Source organism: Variovorax sp. TLI9-5A, assembly GCF_056867935.1.
The window spans coordinates 4,837,132-4,854,057 of the sequence record NZ_CP200310.1; the positions used below are offsets into that span (position 1 = coordinate 4,837,132).

The 16,926-nt window shown below is 68.6% G+C and carries 15 protein-coding genes; 6 read left to right on the forward strand and 9 right to left on the reverse strand.

Features of this window, described 5'->3' with window-relative positions:
- Nucleotides 1-4: 4 nt before the first annotated feature.
- From AC1VNX_RS23005 to AC1VNX_RS23020, 4 genes are read right to left on the reverse strand one after another with little or no spacing between them, the layout of a single operon-like run.
- Nucleotides 5-2,305 carry a CocE/NonD family hydrolase gene (locus AC1VNX_RS23005; protein ID WP_483159787.1) on the reverse strand — a complete coding sequence of 767 codons (2,301 nt, stop codon included), beginning with the start codon at nt 2,303-2,305 and terminating at the stop codon, nt 5-7.
- Nucleotides 2,302-4,065 (reverse strand): ABC transporter ATP-binding protein/permease, encoded by a 1,764-nt coding sequence (locus AC1VNX_RS23010; RefSeq protein ID WP_483159789.1) that lies wholly within the window; start codon nt 4,063-4,065, stop codon nt 2,302-2,304. The genes AC1VNX_RS23005 and AC1VNX_RS23010 overlap by 4 nt, the downstream gene beginning before the upstream one ends.
- The gene (locus AC1VNX_RS23015) at nt 4,062-5,456 is read right to left on the reverse strand and encodes a glycoside hydrolase family 15 protein (protein WP_483159791.1); all 1,395 of its coding nucleotides are present in this window, start codon (nt 5,454-5,456) and stop codon (nt 4,062-4,064) included. The genes AC1VNX_RS23010 and AC1VNX_RS23015 overlap by 4 nt, the downstream gene beginning before the upstream one ends.
- Nucleotides 5,453-6,748: a glucoamylase family protein gene (locus AC1VNX_RS23020; protein WP_483159793.1), complete on the reverse strand. Its 1,296-nt coding sequence runs from the start codon at nt 6,746-6,748 to the stop codon at nt 5,453-5,455. Before AC1VNX_RS23020 ends, AC1VNX_RS23015 begins: the two co-directional genes overlap by 4 nt.
- A 135-nt stretch (nt 6,749-6,883) precedes the next feature.
- Here AC1VNX_RS23020 and AC1VNX_RS23025 point away from each other — a divergent pair, with 135 nt between their 5' ends.
- Complete coding sequence (locus AC1VNX_RS23025; protein WP_483159795.1) at nt 6,884-9,028, forward strand: glycoside hydrolase family 3 N-terminal domain-containing protein; 2,145 nt, start codon at nt 6,884-6,886, stop codon at nt 9,026-9,028.
- 18 nt (nt 9,029-9,046) lie between these two features.
- On the opposite strand, the gene AC1VNX_RS23030 is transcribed toward AC1VNX_RS23025, so the two are convergent.
- Nucleotides 9,047-9,415: a hypothetical protein gene (locus AC1VNX_RS23030; protein ID WP_483159797.1), complete on the reverse strand. Its 369-nt coding sequence runs from the start codon at nt 9,413-9,415 to the stop codon at nt 9,047-9,049.
- Nucleotides 9,416-9,555: 140 nt separating this feature from the next.
- Here AC1VNX_RS23030 and AC1VNX_RS23035 point away from each other — a divergent pair, with 140 nt between their 5' ends.
- Together AC1VNX_RS23035 and AC1VNX_RS23040 are read left to right on the forward strand one after the other, a co-directional pair.
- Nucleotides 9,556-10,395 (forward strand): phosphate/phosphite/phosphonate ABC transporter substrate-binding protein, encoded by an 840-nt coding sequence (locus AC1VNX_RS23035; protein ID WP_483159799.1) that lies wholly within the window; start codon nt 9,556-9,558, stop codon nt 10,393-10,395.
- Between the two features lie 101 nt (nt 10,396-10,496).
- Nucleotides 10,497-11,201, forward strand: a complete 705-nt coding sequence (locus tag AC1VNX_RS23040) for a glutathione S-transferase N-terminal domain-containing protein (protein WP_483159801.1) — start codon at nt 10,497-10,499, stop codon at nt 11,199-11,201.
- Between the two features lie 9 nt (nt 11,202-11,210).
- Here AC1VNX_RS23040 and AC1VNX_RS23045 read toward each other — a convergent pair whose 3' ends face one another.
- From AC1VNX_RS23045 to nthA, 4 genes are all read right to left on the reverse strand, one after another.
- The gene (locus AC1VNX_RS23045; protein ID WP_483162006.1) at nt 11,211-12,434 is read right to left on the reverse strand and encodes a glutamate carboxypeptidase; all 1,224 of its coding nucleotides are present in this window, start codon (nt 12,432-12,434) and stop codon (nt 11,211-11,213) included.
- A gap of 160 nt (nt 12,435-12,594) precedes the next feature.
- On the reverse strand, nt 12,595-12,963 hold the full coding sequence (locus tag AC1VNX_RS23050; RefSeq protein WP_483159803.1) for a nitrile hydratase accessory protein: 369 nt from the start codon (nt 12,961-12,963) through the stop codon (nt 12,595-12,597).
- On the reverse strand, nt 12,960-13,625 hold the full coding sequence (nthB, locus tag AC1VNX_RS23055; RefSeq protein ID WP_483159805.1) for a nitrile hydratase subunit beta: 666 nt from the start codon (nt 13,623-13,625) through the stop codon (nt 12,960-12,962). The genes AC1VNX_RS23050 and nthB overlap by 4 nt, the downstream gene beginning before the upstream one ends.
- A complete protein-coding gene (gene nthA, locus AC1VNX_RS23060) occupies nt 13,622-14,281 on the reverse strand; it encodes a nitrile hydratase subunit alpha (RefSeq protein ID WP_483159807.1) in 660 nt (219 codons plus the stop codon). Before nthA ends, nthB begins: the two co-directional genes overlap by 4 nt.
- A gap of 71 nt (nt 14,282-14,352) precedes the next feature.
- Here nthA and AC1VNX_RS23065 point away from each other — a divergent pair, with 71 nt between their 5' ends.
- The 3 genes from AC1VNX_RS23065 to AC1VNX_RS23075 are packed head-to-tail and all read left to right on the forward strand — an operon-like array spanning nt 14,353 to nt 16,889.
- On the forward strand, nt 14,353-15,195 hold the full coding sequence (locus AC1VNX_RS23065) for a thymidylate synthase (RefSeq protein WP_483159809.1): 843 nt from the start codon (nt 14,353-14,355) through the stop codon (nt 15,193-15,195).
- A gap of 14 nt (nt 15,196-15,209) precedes the next feature.
- Nucleotides 15,210-15,734 (forward strand): dihydrofolate reductase, encoded by a 525-nt coding sequence (locus AC1VNX_RS23070; protein WP_483159811.1) that lies wholly within the window; start codon nt 15,210-15,212, stop codon nt 15,732-15,734.
- A 12-nt stretch (nt 15,735-15,746) separates the two neighbouring features.
- Complete coding sequence (locus AC1VNX_RS23075; protein WP_483159813.1) at nt 15,747-16,889, forward strand: phosphatidate phosphatase App1 family protein; 1,143 nt, start codon at nt 15,747-15,749, stop codon at nt 16,887-16,889.
- Nucleotides 16,890-16,926 lie beyond the last annotated feature (37 nt).

Sequence of the window (16,926 nt, forward strand, 5' to 3'; positions counted from 1 at the left end):
GGAATCAGGACGGCTTGCCGGCCTGGATCTCGACGTAGCTGCGCGCATGCCAGCGCACGCGCAGAGGCCATTTCGCGTCGGTGATGGTTTCCGAGTTCACGTCCTTGCCGCTGCCGTAGTCGATCTGCCGGTCGGGCCGCTTGTTGATACCGACCACCAGCACGAGGCGGCTGCCCGCCGCCAGCCTGCAGGCGGTGACGCGCTCGACGGTGAAGGCCAGCAGCTGGCGCTCGCCGGCCCGCAGAAGCCGGCGACGCACGCGATGGCCTGCATAGCTCGCGCGGAAGTCGTAGGGCTCGAACAGCAGCTGGCATTCGCCGCTTGCCGTCTGCTCGTACAGCGAGACGCTGAAGTCCACGTCCTGCCGCGAGGGCGTGATGTCGAACACGCCGCGCAGGCTGCCGATGATCTCGGTGCCTTCGGGCAGCGGGTCGCTGACGAAGCTGATGCTGTTGCGCGCCGGCACCTGCTTCGTGCGCAGTGCGTCCGGCCACGGAGTACGCACGTCGCGCCTGTCGGCCAGATCGACCGACAGACGCGCGTTACCGCCGCCTTCGGCCGGTGAAGACAGCAGGCGATGCGGTTCGTCGCGCCCGCTGGTGTCGAGATAGAGGCGCAGCGGCGTGCGCTCCGACGCGTCCAGCACCGGAGCATGGCGCCACTGGTCCATGCCCATCACCTGGTAGTTGACGCGATCCGCCAGCAGCGCAGGCTTGTTCGCACCCTTGAGGATGTGGTCGATCCACTGGTAGCGCAGCTCCGGCAGGTCGACGTGCGCAACGGGGTCCGGCGTATAGCCGCGCAGCGTCGCCGCCATGCCGCGCCGGATCGAGCTCGCGTCGTAGGGGCCGAGCAGCAGCGTCGTGTCGGCCTTCGGCCGGTTGCGAAGATGCTCGCGATGGAAGTACAGCGCGCCGGCGTCGGCGCCGAAGTAGCCCGCGAAGCCGAGCACCGGAATGTCGATGCGTGCGAACTGCTCCGCCGACGGCAGGAACTTCTGCCAGTAGCGGTCGTGGCTCGGGTGCGTCAGCCAGGTCCGGATCAGCCTGCTGCGCTTGCCCAGCAGGACGCGGTCGATGTCCCAGTAGGGGCGATTGCCGCGATACCAGCGCGCGTCGAGCGCCTGCCACACGGCATCCGGGTCGGCGTCGGCATCGCCATGGGTGCTGATGTGCAGCGGCTCGGCCAGTGCATGCTCCTGCGCCCAGCGGACCATGGCGTTGCGGAAGATCTGTCCGGCCATGGGGAAGTCGATGCCCGGCGCCATCGGCGCGATGGTGGCGATGGCCTTGAGTGCCGCCGGCCTCCTGCGAGCGGCCGCCCACGCGGCATAGCCGGAGTAGCCCTCGCCGAGCATGACCACGCGCCCGTCGCTCCACGCCTGACGCGCGATCCAGTCGATGACGGCGGCGGCGTCTTCGCCATCGCGCATGAAGGGCCACACGGCGCCCTTGCCGTCGGGCGTGCGCCCGCGCACGTACGCCGTGATGCCGACATAGCCTCTGGCCGCGCTGCGCCGCGCGTCGTCCTCGCCCGGGTCGAGCGTGAAGCGCAGCAGCGTCGACAGCGCTCCTTCCGCCCGGCCGGGCCGGACCATGCTGGCATGGATGACGCCCCCGCGCACGGGAATCCTGATGTCGGCCTCCGCCACGTAGCGGCTGCCGTTCTGCGCCGCGAACAGCTCCGGCAGCAGCCCGCTGAAGCTGCGTCGCGACTGGTACGACAGCCAGGTCCGCACGAGCGCCAAGGCCTCGGCCTCGGGCAGGCTGCCCTTCGCGCGCCAGAGATCGAAAGCCTGGCGCAGCGGCTCCCTGAACGCCGACGGCGGAATCTCGAGCCGCGCCATGACGGCCTGGGCCTGCGCGTTGTCGAGCGGGGACACCAGTTCGTGGAACGAACGCGCGTAGGCCTCGGCGAAGCCGACGCGCCCCTCCGCCTCGAGCATGCGAGCGCCCGCATAGATGCCGTCGAGAGTCGCGCGTTCGACCAGCCCGTCGAAGGGCTTGCCCTTGCGGCGCTCGCGCAGGGAGCGGCTGCTGTCCTGGGCCGCGCGGTAGGCCCCGCTGACGATCTGCAGGGCCGTCACGTTGGCCAGGAAGGCATCGGTGTCCGTGTCCTGGTACACCGGCAGGATACGCTCGGCCAGATCCCGCATCAGGCCCTCGGCGGCCGCATCGTCCGGATCGCGCGGCGGCCGGAAGCCGAAGTCCGCCGCCCGGGACCAGGCAGGCAAGGCGGGCAGCGCAAGAACCACCCGCATGAGGGCGCGGCGCGCGCGGCTGATGGTTGACACGGGGCGTCTCATGGTCGCTGCTCCTCGGGCACTGCGTGCGGCGCCTTGACCAGATGAACCACCTGCGTGAACAACAGCCGGTCGTGCGCCCCGCCGGCCGAGCCGATGTGAATGATGCCCGTGCGCGTGAGCTTGCCAAGTGCGCCGGTGATGAGTTCGAGCGTGTCGTCGTCGAACGCGCTGAAGGCCTCGTCCATCACCAGCCAGGGCGGTGCCTGCAGCACCACGCGGGCAAAGCCCAGCCGCAGCTGCTCGTCCATGCTGAGCTCGCTTTCCCAGCGGCCCGTCCTGTCGAGCAGCGGTTCAAGGCGCTGCAGGCCCACGCTCTCCAGCGCGGCCACCAGTGCTTCCCGCGGATAGGTTGCCGGCTCCATCGCATAAGACAGCACCTCGGCCAGCGTGCCGCGCGGAATGTAGGGCGTGCCGCGCGGCATGTAGTGGATCGTCTCGCCATTCGGTCTGCGCACGGTGCCCGAACCCCAGGGCCACAGGCCGGCGAGCGCCCGGAACAACAGGGTCTTCTCGGTGCCCGGCGTGCCGAGGATCAGGACGCACTGGCCGCGCTGCACGACGAGCGCCGGCACGTCCAGCCGGTCGTGGCCGCTCCAGGAGCGAACATCGAGCGCTTCCATCGCGAGCGTCCCGGCTTCGCCCTCCTCGTAGGCGATGCGGCTGCCACCCGCCTGCGACTCCAGGTCGGATGCCAGCATCCGGCGCAGGTCGGTCACGCGCAGCAGCGTGGCGCGCCAGTCGGCAATGATGCTGAAGTTGTCGACGAACCAGCGCAGCGACGACTGCGCCTGCGTGAAGGCGGCGGCGGCCATCATCAGCCCACCGAACGAAACCTTCCCAGAGAAGTACAGCGGCGCGGCCACCAGTGTCGGCGCGATGACGGTGACCCAGCCGAAGCCCGCCGTGGCCCAGGTCAGGTTGGTCAGCCCGAGCACCACGCGCGAGGTGGCGCGCAGCACGTCGGCGAAATGCACAGCGACGCGGCGCTTCTCGTCGGCCTCGCCGCCGGCCAGCGAGATACCGTCGAGGTGCTCGTTGATGCGCGTGAGCGAGAAGCGCAGTTCGCCTTCGCGCGCGTAGCGCTCGGCGTTGCGCGAGATCAGGCCGTTGCCGATCCAGTAGGCGGCCAGCGAGCCGGCGACCGCATAGGCGATCGCCGCCCACAACATGAAGCCGGGCAGCACGTGGTCCTGGCCGTTGAAGAAGATGCTGAAGTCCTTGGAGAGCACCCACAGCACGCTCGCGAAGCTGCCGAACAGCATCGCGGCCTGCAGGAGGCCCACGCCGAGGTTGACCGACAAATCGCACAGCTTCAGCGTGTCCTCGTGCATGCGCTGATCCGGATGGGCACCCATCGGCCCGCTGGCCTGGAGCCAGAACGCACGGCGCGGCTGCAGCCACAGCCCCACGAGGTCATTGACCACGGCCTCGCGCAGCCTCAGCTGCAGGGTTTCGCTCAGCCACCTCTGCGCGACGTTCAGGACCAGCAGCGCGCCCGCGATCACCGCGAAGACGCCGACCTGCACGATGAATTCATTGAGGTCGCGGCGCGAGATGGCGTCGTAGAAGGGCTTGTTCCAGCTGTTGAGTTCGATCTGCCCGTAGGCCGTGAGCCCGATGACCACGACGATCGCAGCCAGCAGCGCAACGAGCCTCTTCGCGACCGGGGACACGCGCAAGGCGCCGAGCAGTTCGCCGACCTGGCGAAACACACCGGCTCCTGCAGCCGGGCCGGCAAGGTTGACTGGTTTCGCGCTCATCGCTGTCGCGGCGCCTGACAGGCCGCGAGCGCGATGCGGCGCGCCGAGACACAGGAAATGAACGCGGCGTGGCTCCAGGCCAGCTGCTTCGCCGAGGTCTGCTCGCCGCTGCGCTGGTCGAACTGTTCGGACAGATCGCCGCTGGCCGGCGTGTAGGCGCGCACGGTGGCAAGGTAGGCGTCGCCGCGCTCCGTCCACTGGTTGCGCTGGTGCTCATCGCCGCTGCCTGCCGCCGCGGCGCGGAAACAGAACTCGGCGGCGCCGAGCGTCGAGAAGTAGTACGCGCCGCCCGAGCAGTACACGTCGCCGGCGTACCGGCCCATTGCCGCGCCACGGCCTGCGGCGCGGCCGTGGTTGATCGGATAGGCCTCGTCGAACAGCGCGTCCAGCCGCGCCAGCGTGGCCTGCATGCGCGGGTCGCCCGGGCCGTGTTCGGCTCCGGTGCCGATGCTGTGGATCGCCGAGAGGATCACCGCGATGTCCAGCGCCTTCGCACCAAGCCCGCCGTCCGCCAGCACGCGTGAACGGTAGTAGCCATGGGCCGCGTCCCGGTCATCGACCCAGTAGCCGTCGAGCTGGCGCAGCACGGCTTGCGACTCTTCACGGCAGCGCTGTGCCTGTGCCGTGTCGCCCTGGCTCTCCAGCCATGCCGCGCCTTCGGCCAGCGCGGCAGCCGAGACACGAAGCGTGTAGTAGTGATGGCCGCTTTCCTCCTCCCAGATGTCGAACGACGGCTCGCGCCAGTGACGCAGCGTGAAGCCGAGATCGAAGCGGATCAGCGACGTGACCTCGGCCAGCAGGCCCGCATCGTCGAGATGCCCGCCGGCCACCCAGCGCAGCAGCGCCAGCGCGCGCAGCGGCGGGCCGTCGTGCTGGGGGCGCGCCCAGCGCAGGATGTCGAGCGTGCCGTCGGGGTTCACACGCGTCTCGGCGACGACAGCGTCGCCGTGGATGCTTGCCAGGTCCTGATCCTCGCGCAGGTACTGCAGCAGTTCGGGAGCCACGCGCGCCCTGCGGTCCGGCACCGCGGCAATTGCCCGGCCGTCGAGCCCGTTCAGGGCAAGGCTGAAGCGGGTGAAGTCGCGCAGATGCCGCAGCGCTTCGGTGCCGATGCGCCCGTCGGCATAGAGCAGCCGCAGCGCATCGATGACGACGGCGGAATCGCGGAACCAATGGAAGAAGTAGTCCGGGTCGGGGTTGTAGTCGCCGAGCACGGGCGAGGCGACGATGGCGCCGGCGACCGGCCGCACGGTCTGCCCGAAGCCCGGGCGATGCTTGACGATCGACACCGGCGAAATGCTCGACAGCATCGCGCTCGCCGAATGGAGCAGCTGCCCTTCGAGCCACGACTCGAAGGCCGGGTCTTGTCGACTCGTCGCGCCAAGACTCACGATGCGGGCGCCCTCAGATGCGGGCTGCTGAAGTCCAGGCGCCGCAGCCCCGCCTGCACCTCGGGCGCACTCATGAACAGCTTCCAGAGCAGGCCCGTGCGATGGTTCTCCATCATCACGACGATGGGGCCCTGGTCGATGGCCAGGAAGGTGTCGGCGAACCAGCCGTGCGCCTCGCAGAATGCATCGATGAAGCCGTAGTCCCGCCACACGCGCGTGCCGTGCACGTTGAGAAAATGCCGCAGCACCCGCATCACCTCGGCCGGCGCGTAAGGCAGACTGGCCAGCGCGGCTGTCGGTGAGATGGTGCCGTTGTCGTTGTTCGGGTCGTGCGCGAGATAGCCGTCCGGGTCGTCGCTGGCGGTCAGGCCCCAGCACGATTCGCCGTAGCCAGCGAAGCCCCGGGGATTGGCGACGCAGTGCGCGCGGTTCACCTGCACGTGGCGGGTGTTGAGACTCCAGTAGTCGGCATAGCGGTCCTTCAGGCCGTGCGGATCGAGGCCGCAGAACGAGTAGTGCGCGAAGAACAGCGGGCCGCCGTTGGGTGGGCCCAGCGGCAGCTCGATGCCGTGGTACGAGCGGCCGTTGAGGAAGTCGGGCCCGGAAGCGAAGCCGCGGTGGTACACCCGCGGATCGATCGCATGGCGCGGCGCCGCGGCGGCCATGAAGTAGGTGATGAGGCACTCGTTCCAGCCGTGCACCTCGTGGTTCATCGCCCAACCGTGGGTCGGGCTCCAGTGCCAGTAAAGAACATCGCGCCCGCCCTGGGTGAACCAGTCCCACTCGACCTCGTGCCACAGCATGTCGAAGTCGGCGCGCAGCCGGCGCGCCATGGCCGTGTCGTCGTTGAAGTACTGGCGCGCGCACAGCAGGCCCATGCACAGAAACGAGGTCTCGACCAGGTCGCCCGCGTCGTCCTTCGGGCTCATCGGGATCGTCACGCCGCTCGCCCCGTCCATGAAGTGCGGAAAGGTGCCGTGGTAGCGCCTGGCGCGCAGGAGCGCGTCGCGCATGCGCCCCAGCCGCTCCAGCGCCGCGTCGCGCGAGACCCAGCCGCGCTCCACCGCGACGATCAGGCCCATGATGCCGAAGCCCGTGCCGCCGATCGCCACCCTCTCGTCAGCCACGTCCTCGCCGGTGGCGGCGACCAGCGTGCGGCGGTCGAGCGCAAGGCCGCTGGCGGCATCGGCGCCGTCCCAGAAATAGCGGAAGGTCTGCCGCTGCACGGCCTCGATCAAGGCTTCGTCGGGCAGCGCAGCCAGTTCCTTCGGGTTCCTCTCATCCTTCAACACGAACGGATCCTTTCGTCGTTGTCGTCTTCGGTGTGACGTTTGGTTTCACCGAATCATCGGCCACACCACATGGCCGATGGCCCTGTCCCACAGCATGCCATCATTGAGGCCCCTGGGCTCTATTCGAAATCCCTGATGAGTCGCATCGATACCCTCATGGCCCGGATGACGCTGCCCGAAAAGCTCGGCCAGCTCACGATGACTGCCTCCAGCTACACGGTCACCGGACCGGTGCTCGCGGGAGACTCCACGCAGTCGATCATCGACGGCACCGTCGGCAATCTGCTGAACATGGTGGGCGCCGGTCCCACGCACGAGATGCAGCGGCTGGCCGTCGAGAAGTCGCGGCTGGGCATTCCGCTCTTGATCGGCCTGGACATCATCCATGGCCATCGCACGCTCTTTCCGATCCCGCTCGCGGAGGCCGGCGCCTTTGACGAAAAGCTCTGGGAGCGCACCGCGCGCGAGGCCGCGCGCGAAGGCGCGGCCGACGGACTGGCGATGACCTTCGCGCCGATGCTCGACGTATCGCGCGACCCGCGCTGGGGCCGCACGGCGGAAGGCCCCGGCGAAGACCCGTGGCTCAACGCGCGCATCGCGCAGGCCAAGGTTCGCGGCTTCCAGGGCGCCGACCTGTCCTCGGCCGAAACACTAGCGGCCTGCGCGAAGCATTTCGTCGCATACGGCGGCGTCAACGCGGGGCGGGAGTACGCCGCCGTCGACATCTCCGAGCGCACCCTGCACGAAGTGCACCTGCCGGGTTTCGCGGCGGCCGTGCGCGCCGGCGTCGCGACGCTGATGCCCGCCTTCACCGATCTCAACGGCGTGCCGATGACGGCGCACATCCCCCTGCTGCGCGACTGGCTGCGCGGCGAGATGGGCTTCGAGGGCGTGATCGTCAGCGACTACAACGCGATCGCGGAACTCATCAAGCACGGCGTCGCCGCCGATCTCGTCGATGCCGCGGTGCTGGCGCTGAAGGCCGGCGTCGACATCGACATGATGGCCGACGCATACCGCAAGGGCCTGCCGGTCGCGCTCGAACAGGGCCGCGTGACCATCGAGGAGATCGACGCGAGCGTGCGCCGCGTGCTGCGGCTCAAGGAGCAGCTCGGCCTGTTCGACGACCCCTACCGCCGCGGCGCGGCGCCCGAGCCTGCCGAAGCCGTTGCCGAGCGGCGCACGGTGGCGCGCGACGCTGCGCGCAAGGCCATCGTCATGCTCAAAAACGAGCGCGACACCCTGCCCTTGCCCGCATCCGCGAAGACGCTGTGCGTCATCGGCCCGCTGGCCGACGCGAACACCGAGATGAAGGGCCCGTGGTGGGGCGCCGGCGAACACGAGCCGGCGGTTACCGTGCTGGCCGGCCTGCGCGCCGCGCTGCCGCAGACCGACATACGCCACGCACCGGGCGTCGCCATCGAGAGCGACGACGACAGCGGCATCGACGCCGCGGTCGCGCTGTGCGATGGCGCCGACGCCGTGCTGCTGTGCCTGGGCGAGCGCGCCACCATGAGCGGTGAAGCGGCCAGCCGCGCCACGCCCGCTCTCGCCGGCCGGCAGCAGGCCTTGGCCGAAGCAGTGACGGCCCGCGCGAAGGCGCTTGGCATCCCCGTCATCGCGATCCTGTTCTCTGGCCGCCCGCTCGTCATCCCCTGGCTGGCCGAACACGCAGATGCACTGCTGGCCGCATGGTTCCTCGGCGTCGAGGCCGGCAACGCGATCGCCGACATGGTCACGGGCCAGACGAGCCCCAGTGGCCGCACGCCCATGAGCTGGCCGCGCGCCGTCGGGCAGGTGCCGATCTTCTACGGCCAGCGCCCTTCCGGCCGGCCGATGAACCCGGCCGACTACTTCACGAGCAAGTACCAGGACATCGACAACTCGCCGCTGTACCCCTTCGGCCACGGACTGAGCTACGGCCGCTTCAGCTACGACGAACTCCAGGTCGAGCCGAGGCGTGTGCGCGAGCAGGACGCGCTGAAGATCAGCGTCAGGCTGCGCAACACCGGCGCACGCGAGGCTGAAGAAACTGTCTTCCTGTTCACCCACCGCAAGGTGAGCCGCGTCACCCGGCCGCTGCTGGAACTCAAGGGCTACGCGAAGCTGCGACTGGCACCCGGCGAAGCCGGCTCGATCGAGCTGGAGTTGCCGGCTGCCGAGCTGCGCTATCCCGGTCCGGACCTGCAGCCCCTGTTCGAGGCAGGCGAAGTCGAGATCCTCGTCGGGCCGAGCGCCGATGCATCGGGGCTGCTGCGCCAGACCATCGAGCTGTACTGACCCGGGCCCAGGCCTCCTTCACACCTGCGCCTGCGCCTGCGCTTGCGCTTGCATCAGGCTCGCGCCCTGGCGGCTCGCGAGCTTCCCGTCTTCCAGCACCACGATCAGATCGGCGTCGCGGATGGTGGACAGGCGGTGCGCGATCACGAGGGTGGTCCGGTGCTGCATCAGCACATCCAGCGCGGCGCGCTCCAGCGCCAGGGCCAGTTCCTCGCTGCTGGCGTCGGGGCGGGCCAGGCGGACGTTGCCTTCGAGCGTGTCGTTGAACAGGTAGGTGTCCTGCGACACCAGCGCCACGCGTTCGCGCAAACCGTCGGGCCGAAGCTCGAGCAGGTCCATGCCATCGATGCGCACGCTGCCCTCGCAGGGGTCCCAGAAGCGCAGCATCCACCGGTCTCGCTGCGGAGCTGACGGTATCGGGGAAAGGTAAAGAGCGGCATGGGTACAGCCCTATTGCTTAATCTGGATGAATGTAATAATTTAGTTACAAAATCCACAACTACCCTCCCTCCAAAGAAAGCCCCGCCATGCAACGCCAGCCCCTTCATCCTTCGCTTCGCATCACCGCCCGCGTCGCAGCGGGTGTGTTCCTCGCGGCCAGCGCCTCGGCGCACGCCTTCGTGATCGGCGTCAGCGAAGGCGTCAGCTACGACGTGTCCGACGCGCAGGTCACCGCCCGCTTCGAGCCCATCGCCGAGGTGCTCTCCAAGGCGCTCAAGCAGCCGGTGACGGTCAAGGTGCTCAACTCGTACAACGGGGCGCGCGAGGCGCTCAAGCAGCAGCAGGTCGACCTGGCCTTCGTGCACCCGTCGCATGTGGCGCTCGGCGCCATCAAGGGCGGGCAGTACAAGGCCTTCGCCTGGACCACCGGCTACACCGACTACAAGGTGTCGTTCCTGTGCAAGGAGCAGCAGCCGATCTCCGACTGGAAGAGCGTGGCCGGCAAGCAGCTGGTGATGCCCGATGCCGACTCCATCACCTCCGTCATCACGCGCGCCATGCTGCGCGAGCAGGGCCTGCAAGGGCCGGCCGCCGTGAAGGTGACGAACACGCGCTTCCAGGAGGCCGTGCCCTTCTACGTGCAGAACGGCTTCGCGGCCTACGGCGCCACCGCGGCCTCGGGCGTGGTCAAGACCTGGAAGGAAGGCGGCGGCAAGATCTGCGCGGAATCGCGCGCGGTGCCGATCAAGCAATGGCTCGCCTCCAGCAAGCTCGACGCGGCCACGGTGAACACGGCGCGCGATGCATTGCTCGGCCTGGCGCAGACCGACGCGGGCAAGCGCGCGCTGGCGGCATCGAGCTACGTGGGCTTCGTCAAGCCTTCCGCGGATGTCGAGGCTTCGCTGATGAACTGGCTCGGTATCTGAGGGGAACTGGAAGGGCCCGGAACAAGACCGCACGCGCGCGCCCGGCCACAGGCCCGGGCAGAATCCTGCGCTTGCAGTCTTCTTCCCTCAAGGACCCTTTCATGACCGATCTCTCGAGCTTCCCCATCACGAAGAAGTGGCCCGCGCAGCACCCCGAGCGGCTGCAGCTGTATTCGCTGCCCACGCCCAACGGCGTGAAGGTGTCGATCATGCTGGAGGAAACCGGCCTGCCCTACGAGCCGCACCTCGTGAGCTTCGAGACCAACGACCAGATGTCGCCGGAGTTCCTGTCGCTCAATCCGAACAACAAGATCCCCGCCATCCTCGATCCCGATGGCCCGGGCGGCAAGCCGCTGGCGCTGTTCGAATCGGGCGCGATCCTGATGTACCTCGCCGAGAAGACCGGCAAGCTCATCCCGCAGGACGCCGCCGGCCGCTACGAGACCCTTCAGTGGGTGATGTTCCAGATGGGCGGCATCGGCCCCATGTTCGGCCAGCTCGGCTTCTTCAACAAGTTCGCCGGCAAGGACTATGAAGACAAGCGCCCGCGCGACCGCTACGTGAACGAGTCGAAGCGCCTGCTGGGCGTGCTCGACAAGCGCCTGGCCGATCGCGCATGGATCATGGGCAGCGACTACACCATCGCCGACATCGCGACCTTCCCATGGGTGCGCAACCTGATCGGCTTCTACGAGGCGGGCGATCTGGTCGGCTTCAAGGATTTTCCGAACGTCGCGCGCACGCTCGAAGCCTTCGTGGCGCGCCCCGCCGTCGTGGCGGGGCTGGGCATTCCGAAGCGCGGCTGAGCGCGCGGATCAGTTCGCGCTGCTCAGGTCCATCAGCATGCGCGACAGCAGGTACAGGCGCGGCACCACGCTCTCGACTTCCGCGTACTCCTCCGGCGTGTGGATGCCGCCGCCCACGATGCCGAAGCCGTCGAGCACCGGCACGCCGACGCCCGCCACCAGGCTCGCGTCGGCCGCGCCGCCGCTGCTCTCGATGGTGAGCTTCTTGCCGATCTCGGCATAGATGCCTTCGGCCATGTTCACCAGCTTGTCCGAGGCGGGCGAGCGCGGCATCGGCGGCAGGCCGCGGATCAGGCGCACGCGCACTTCGGTCTCGGGAATCAGCTTGTTCTGCGAAATGCGCACGAGGTCCTTCTCCACGCGATCGAGCTCCTCGGGCGTGGCGGCGCGCACGTCGCCCTTGGCGCTCGCTGTCGCGGGAATCACGTTGGTCGGTCCGTTGGCCGTGAGCACCGTGAAGTTGACGGTCGTCTTCTTCGCCGCGTCGGCCGTCTTCGACAGCTGCAGCACCTGGTGCGCCACCTCCATCGCCGCGTTGCGGCCGGCCTCGGGCGCAACGCCCGCGTGAGCGGCCAGCCCCTTGACCTCGACGAGCGCGGTGGCCGAGCCCTTGCGCTCGACCACGAGGCCGTCGGCCGGGCGGCCCGGCTCCAGGTTCAGCGCCACGTCATGCTGCTTGGCGACGCGCTCGATCAGTGCGCTGGTGCCCACTGAGCCGGTCTCTTCGTTGGTGTCGAGCAGGAAGGTGATCTGCCCATAGTCCTTGAAGCCGATCTGCTGGAGGATCTTCAGCGCATAAAGGCCCGCCACCACGCCGCCCTTGTCGTCCATCACGCCGGGGCCGTAGGCGCGGCCGTCCTTGATGTAGAAAGGCTTGGCTGCGGCCGTGCCTTCCTTGAAGACGGTGTCCATGTGCGCGAGGATCAGGATCTTCTTCTTGCCCTGCCCCGTCAGCGTGGCGACCACGTTGGTGCCGGGATGCGGATCGGCCGGAAAGGTCTCGATGCGCGCGCCGAGCTTGCGCAGCTCTTCCACCGCCATCTCGCGCACCTTGGCCAGGCCCGCCGTGTCCGCCGAGCCCGAATCGATGTTGACCATGGTCTCCAGCATCTTGAGCGCGCCATCCTTGCTCTGCGTGGCCGCGTCGAGCACACCCTGGTGCGGCTTCTGCGCCATGGCGTTGCCGGCGAAGAGCGCGCATGCGAGCGCGGCGCACTGGGCGATGGCGAGCATGCGGCGGCGGGCGGGTGCGCGGGATTTCATGGCCGAAGAGACAGAAGAAGCCGATGCGGGATGGCGCGAGTGAGTCGTCATGTTGTCCGTTCTGTTGAAGAGGTTCGGGAAAAGCGCGGCGGGCTCGCACCCGCCTTGCCGCTCGCACTCTACAGACAGTTCAGCCGGGAAAGTCCTCCCCGCGCAGTTCGATCGGCTGACCGTGCGGCGTGCGGCTGGCCGCGTGCTCCCAGGCATGCCGGTAGCGGGCCAGCTCGTCGCCCGAGCTGGCGCCCTTGCTGGCCACGAGCTTCTCGAGCGCGGCCAGCCAGTGCAGGTAGTAGGTCTGGCCGGTGTCGGGATCGCCAGCGGCCTGGGCCTCGGCGATCTGCGCGGCCAGCGCCTCGGCCCATTCGGGCCACGTGAAAAGGCCGCGCTCGTGCAGCGCCAGCGTCATCGCGAAGGCCTGGGCCTCCCATGGCGCGCTGAACACCGGCCCGTCCGCATCGCGCGGCATGCCGGGCGACAACGGCATGCGCTCTCCACTCATGCCACCGCCTCCAGGTAACTCTCCCAGGCATCGACCGACACCGAGAGGTTCTGGCGCGGCGCATCGCCGCCCCAGAGCTCGGTCTCGTCGAACTCCACCGTGTAGAGCCACTGCGGGTGCTCGCCTAGCCCTTGCGCGTTGGTGTCGGCGAACACATGCGCGCCATGCACCTGGACGATGGTGCCGCGCTTGCCCTGCACATAGGCCGGCAGGCGCGTGTGATGGTCGACCTTGCCCAGATGCATGCGCACCTCCTGGCCCGGGGCGAAGCGGGCCGGTGCTAGTGCCGGCCGTTCGGCGGGCGAGCCCTTGGCCAGCACCGCCGGCACATCGGCCGCGCGCAGCACGCGGGCCACGGGCGCGGCCGGGTGGCTCATCTCGCCGTTCGCGATCTCGCCGGGAAAGATCTGGCCGCGCTGCAGCATCAGCTGCTCCAGCGCGCGAAGCCATATCTGGTAGTAGCCCAGCTCACCGTAGTCGGGCAGTGTCTCGCGCACGGAGCGGCTCGCATCGATGTTCCAGGAGCCCGTCGCACCCATGGCCAACACCAGTGCCAAGGCACGCGGCTCCCAGTCGGCATGGAAGAGTTCGCCCTCGGCTTCGGGCACCACCTTGCCGAAGCCGGGCTGTCCACCGAGATCGGCCTTCGTCGCGTAGCTCATGCGGCGCCCCCGGCTTCAACTGGCGCACCGGCCAGCCGCGTGCCGATCATCGAGTCGCGCGAGACCAGGTCGGCAAGCTGCTCTTCGCTCAGGCCCTCGGTGCCGGCGGGCCGCTGCGGGATGACGAGGTAGCGCACCTCGGCGGTCGAATCCCATACGCGGATGCGTGTGGTCTCGGGCAGGGTCACGCCGAAGTCGGCGAGCACGCCGCGCGGGTCCTTCACCGCACGCGAGCGGTATGGCGCGCTCTTGTACCAGGTGGGCGGCAGGCCCAGCACCGGCCACGGGTAGCAGCTGCACAGGGTGCACACCACCATGTGGTGCGTGTCGCCGGTGTTCTCCACCGCCACCATGTGCTCGCCCTGCCTGCCGGTGTAGCCCAGCGAGGCGATGGCCGCCGTGGCGTCCGCCAGCAGCCACTGCCGGAAGGCCGGATCGACCCAGGCCCGCGCCACCACCCTCGCGCCGTTGCGCGGGCCGATGCGGGTCTGGTAGGTGTCGATCAGCACGTCGAGCGCGGCCGGGTCGATGTAGCCCTTCTGTGCGAGCACGCTCTCGAGCGCGCGCACGCGCAGGTCCATTTCTCCGAGTTCGCTGTGTTCATGGCCATGGTCGTGACCGTGGCCGCTGTCGTCGTGGGGGTGGTCGGAGCTCATCCGGGCGATGCTACGCCCGGGCACTTAAAATTCGAAGCCTCCCGCCAGATCCCCCCGGAAGCCCCTCCCCCATGACCTCCACGCCCGCCCGCCCCGTCCGCTCCCAGTACGAAGATTTCATGCGCCATGTCGACACCCATGGCGTCTTCAAGAGCGACCGCACGGGCACCGGCACCAAGAGCGTGTTCGGCCACCAGATGCGCTTCGACCTCAACGAGGGTTTCCCGCTGGTCACCACCAAGAAGGTGCACCTGAAGTCCATCATCCAGGAACTGCTGTGGTTCCTCACCGGCTCCAGCAACAACAACTGGCTCAAGGAACGCGGCGTCACCATCTGGGACGAATGGGCGCGCGAGGATGGCGACCTCGGCCCCGTGTACGGCGTGCAGTGGCGCAGCTGGCCCACGCCCGATGGCGGCCACATCGACCAGATTTCCGAAGTCATCAAGACGCTCAAGACCAACCCCGATTCGCGCCGCATCATCGTGAGCGCGTGGAACGTGGCCGAGCTGTCGAAGATGGCGCTCATGCCCTGCCACGCCTTCTTCCAGTTCTACGTGGCGCCGCCGCAGGCCGAGGGCGAACGCGGCAAGCTCAGCTGCCAGCTCTACCAGCGCAGCGCCGACATCTTCCTGGGCGTGCCCTTCAACATCGCGAGCTATGCGCTGCTCACGCACATGATCGCGCAGCAGTGCGACCTCGACGTGGGCGACTTCATCTGGACCGGCGGCGACTGCCACATCTACAGCAACCACGCCGAACAGGTCGCGCTGCAGCTGAGCCGCACGCCCTACCCGTACCCCACGCTGAACATCAAGCGCAAGCCGGCCTCGATCTTCGACTACCAGTACGAGGACTTCGAGGTGCTGGACTACCGGCACGGCGATCCGATCAAGGCGCCGGTGGCGGTGTGAGTGGTGCGAGCCGAATGAGCAAGCCCCGCATCAACCTCATCTTCGCCCGCGCCGCCAACGGCGTGATCGGCATCAACAACACCATCCCCTGGCACATCCCGGAGGACATGGCGCACTTCAAGCAGCAGACCGCCGGCGCACCGGTGATCATGGGCCGCAAGACCTGGGACTCGCTGCCGCCGCGCTTCCGTCCGCTGCCGGGCCGGCGCAACATCGTGATCACGCGGCAGGCCGACTGGCAGGCCGAGGGCGCACAACGCGCGGGCAGCCTGCAGGAGGCGCTGTCGCACTGCGACTCGCCGGAGACCGATACCGCCTGGGTCATCGGCGGCGCGCAGATCTACGCCGAAGCCGAGCCGCTCGCGCAGCGCGCTGTGGTAACCGAGGTCGCGCGCGACTACGAAGGCGATGCCTACGCACCCGAGCTCGATGCCGCCTCCTGGCGCGAGACGCAGCGCGAATCGCATGTCTCGGCCAAGGAAGGCCTTGGCTTCAGCTTCGTGACCTACGAGCGCATCGCCCCCGCGGCGAAGAAATAAAAAAACAGGGCGATGAGCGAAGGCGTTGCGCACCGGCCACTCCCGTCCGGCTTGCGGCGCCGCTCGGTGATCGCCGGTGCGGCCCTGCTCGCGGGCCTTGCGCCTATGCAGGCCCTGCGAGCGGCGGAGCCACTTGAGCCCGACGAAGAAGCGCTCTTCATGACCGGCACGGCGCGCCCCACCGCCGATGGCCGGCTCGAGGTCGACGTCCACGCATGGATCTTCGAGCGCGAGCATCGCTGGGGACTCAACACGACCCTTGCGCGCTACCTCGGCCTGAGCCTGAAGAAGCTCTCGCCCGCCGCGCGCCTGCGCTTCAACCAGCGCACCGCGCTCTTCCATGCGGAGTCGGAAGAAGGCAAGGTGATCGGCGTCGACTTCGACGGCAGCCCCACGCGCGTGACGATGCCGCCTTCGGGCAAGGACGGCCGTTGCAACCTGCGCATCGTGATCGACATGCCCCGCGCGCCGCTGCTGCCTACGTCGCCTTCGCCGCAGGAGTGGGTGCAGTTCCATGGCGTGACCGGCCCGGGCGAGCTGCTGCATCGCTTCAGGGGCCAGGCGCTCGTGGTGCCCGAGCAGGGTGTGTCGGTCATCTCGGACATCGACGACACCATCAAGCGCACGCAGGTGCGCGACCGGCGCGAGATGCTGCTCAACACATTCGCGCGCCGCTTCGAGGCTGCACCGCGCATGGCGGGCTGGTATCGCGCGCTGGCGAAGGTGCCGGGCACGCGCTTCCACTATCTTTCGGCGAGCCCCATACAGCTGTATCCGGCGCTGTCGGACTTCATCCGCAACGCGGATTTTCCGCCGGGCAGCATGCACCTGCGCGAGAGCACGACGTGGCGCACGCTCATTCCGGGCGACAACGATTCGCGCGAGCACAAGCTCGGCGTGATAGCCCGGCTGCTCGCGGAATTTCCGCAGCGCCGCTTCGTGCTGGTGGGCGATTCGGGCGAGGCCGATCCCGAGATCTACGCGCAAACGTTTCGCTCGCATCCGAAGCGCATCGACAGCATCGTGATACGCGACGTGACGGGCGAAGGACGCACCTCCGATCGCTATCGCGCGACCTTCGAAGGCATCGACCCGGTGCGCTGGCACATCGTGATGCCGGACACCACTGCGTGGCCCGTGCAGACCATCAACTAACCGTCGATCGAGCGCTCTTCATGTCAGCTCTCCGGCA

Coding starts and splice junctions, on each gene's coding strand:
- nthB (WP_483159805.1), bottom strand. CDS start 13,625: ATGAGCTACGCGACGAAGGCCGATCTCGGTGGACAGCCCGGCTTCGGC.
- AC1VNX_RS23050 (WP_483159803.1), bottom strand. CDS start 12,963: ATGAGTGGAGAGCGCATGCCGTTGTCGCCCGGCATGCCGCGCGATGCG.
- AC1VNX_RS23065 (WP_483159809.1), top strand. CDS start 14,353: ATGACCTCCACGCCCGCCCGCCCCGTCCGCTCCCAGTACGAAGATTTC.
- AC1VNX_RS23030 (WP_483159797.1), bottom strand. CDS start 9,415: ATGCTGCGCTTCTGGGACCCCTGCGAGGGCAGCGTGCGCATCGATGGC.
- AC1VNX_RS23005 (WP_483159787.1), bottom strand. CDS start 2,305: ATGAGACGCCCCGTGTCAACCATCAGCCGCGCGCGCCGCGCCCTCATG.
- AC1VNX_RS23075 (WP_483159813.1), top strand. CDS start 15,747: ATGAGCGAAGGCGTTGCGCACCGGCCACTCCCGTCCGGCTTGCGGCGC.
- AC1VNX_RS23035 (WP_483159799.1), top strand. CDS start 9,556: ATGCAACGCCAGCCCCTTCATCCTTCGCTTCGCATCACCGCCCGCGTC.
- AC1VNX_RS23010 (WP_483159789.1), bottom strand. CDS start 4,065: ATGAGCGCGAAACCAGTCAACCTTGCCGGCCCGGCTGCAGGAGCCGGT.
- nthA (WP_483159807.1), bottom strand. CDS start 14,281: ATGAGCTCCGACCACCCCCACGACGACAGCGGCCACGGTCACGACCAT.
- AC1VNX_RS23025 (WP_483159795.1), top strand. CDS start 6,884: ATGAGTCGCATCGATACCCTCATGGCCCGGATGACGCTGCCCGAAAAG.
- AC1VNX_RS23040 (WP_483159801.1), top strand. CDS start 10,497: ATGACCGATCTCTCGAGCTTCCCCATCACGAAGAAGTGGCCCGCGCAG.
- AC1VNX_RS23070 (WP_483159811.1), top strand. CDS start 15,210: ATGAGCAAGCCCCGCATCAACCTCATCTTCGCCCGCGCCGCCAACGGC.
- AC1VNX_RS23045 (WP_483162006.1), bottom strand. CDS start 12,434: ATGCTCGCCATCGCCCAGTGCGCCGCGCTCGCATGCGCGCTCTTCGCC.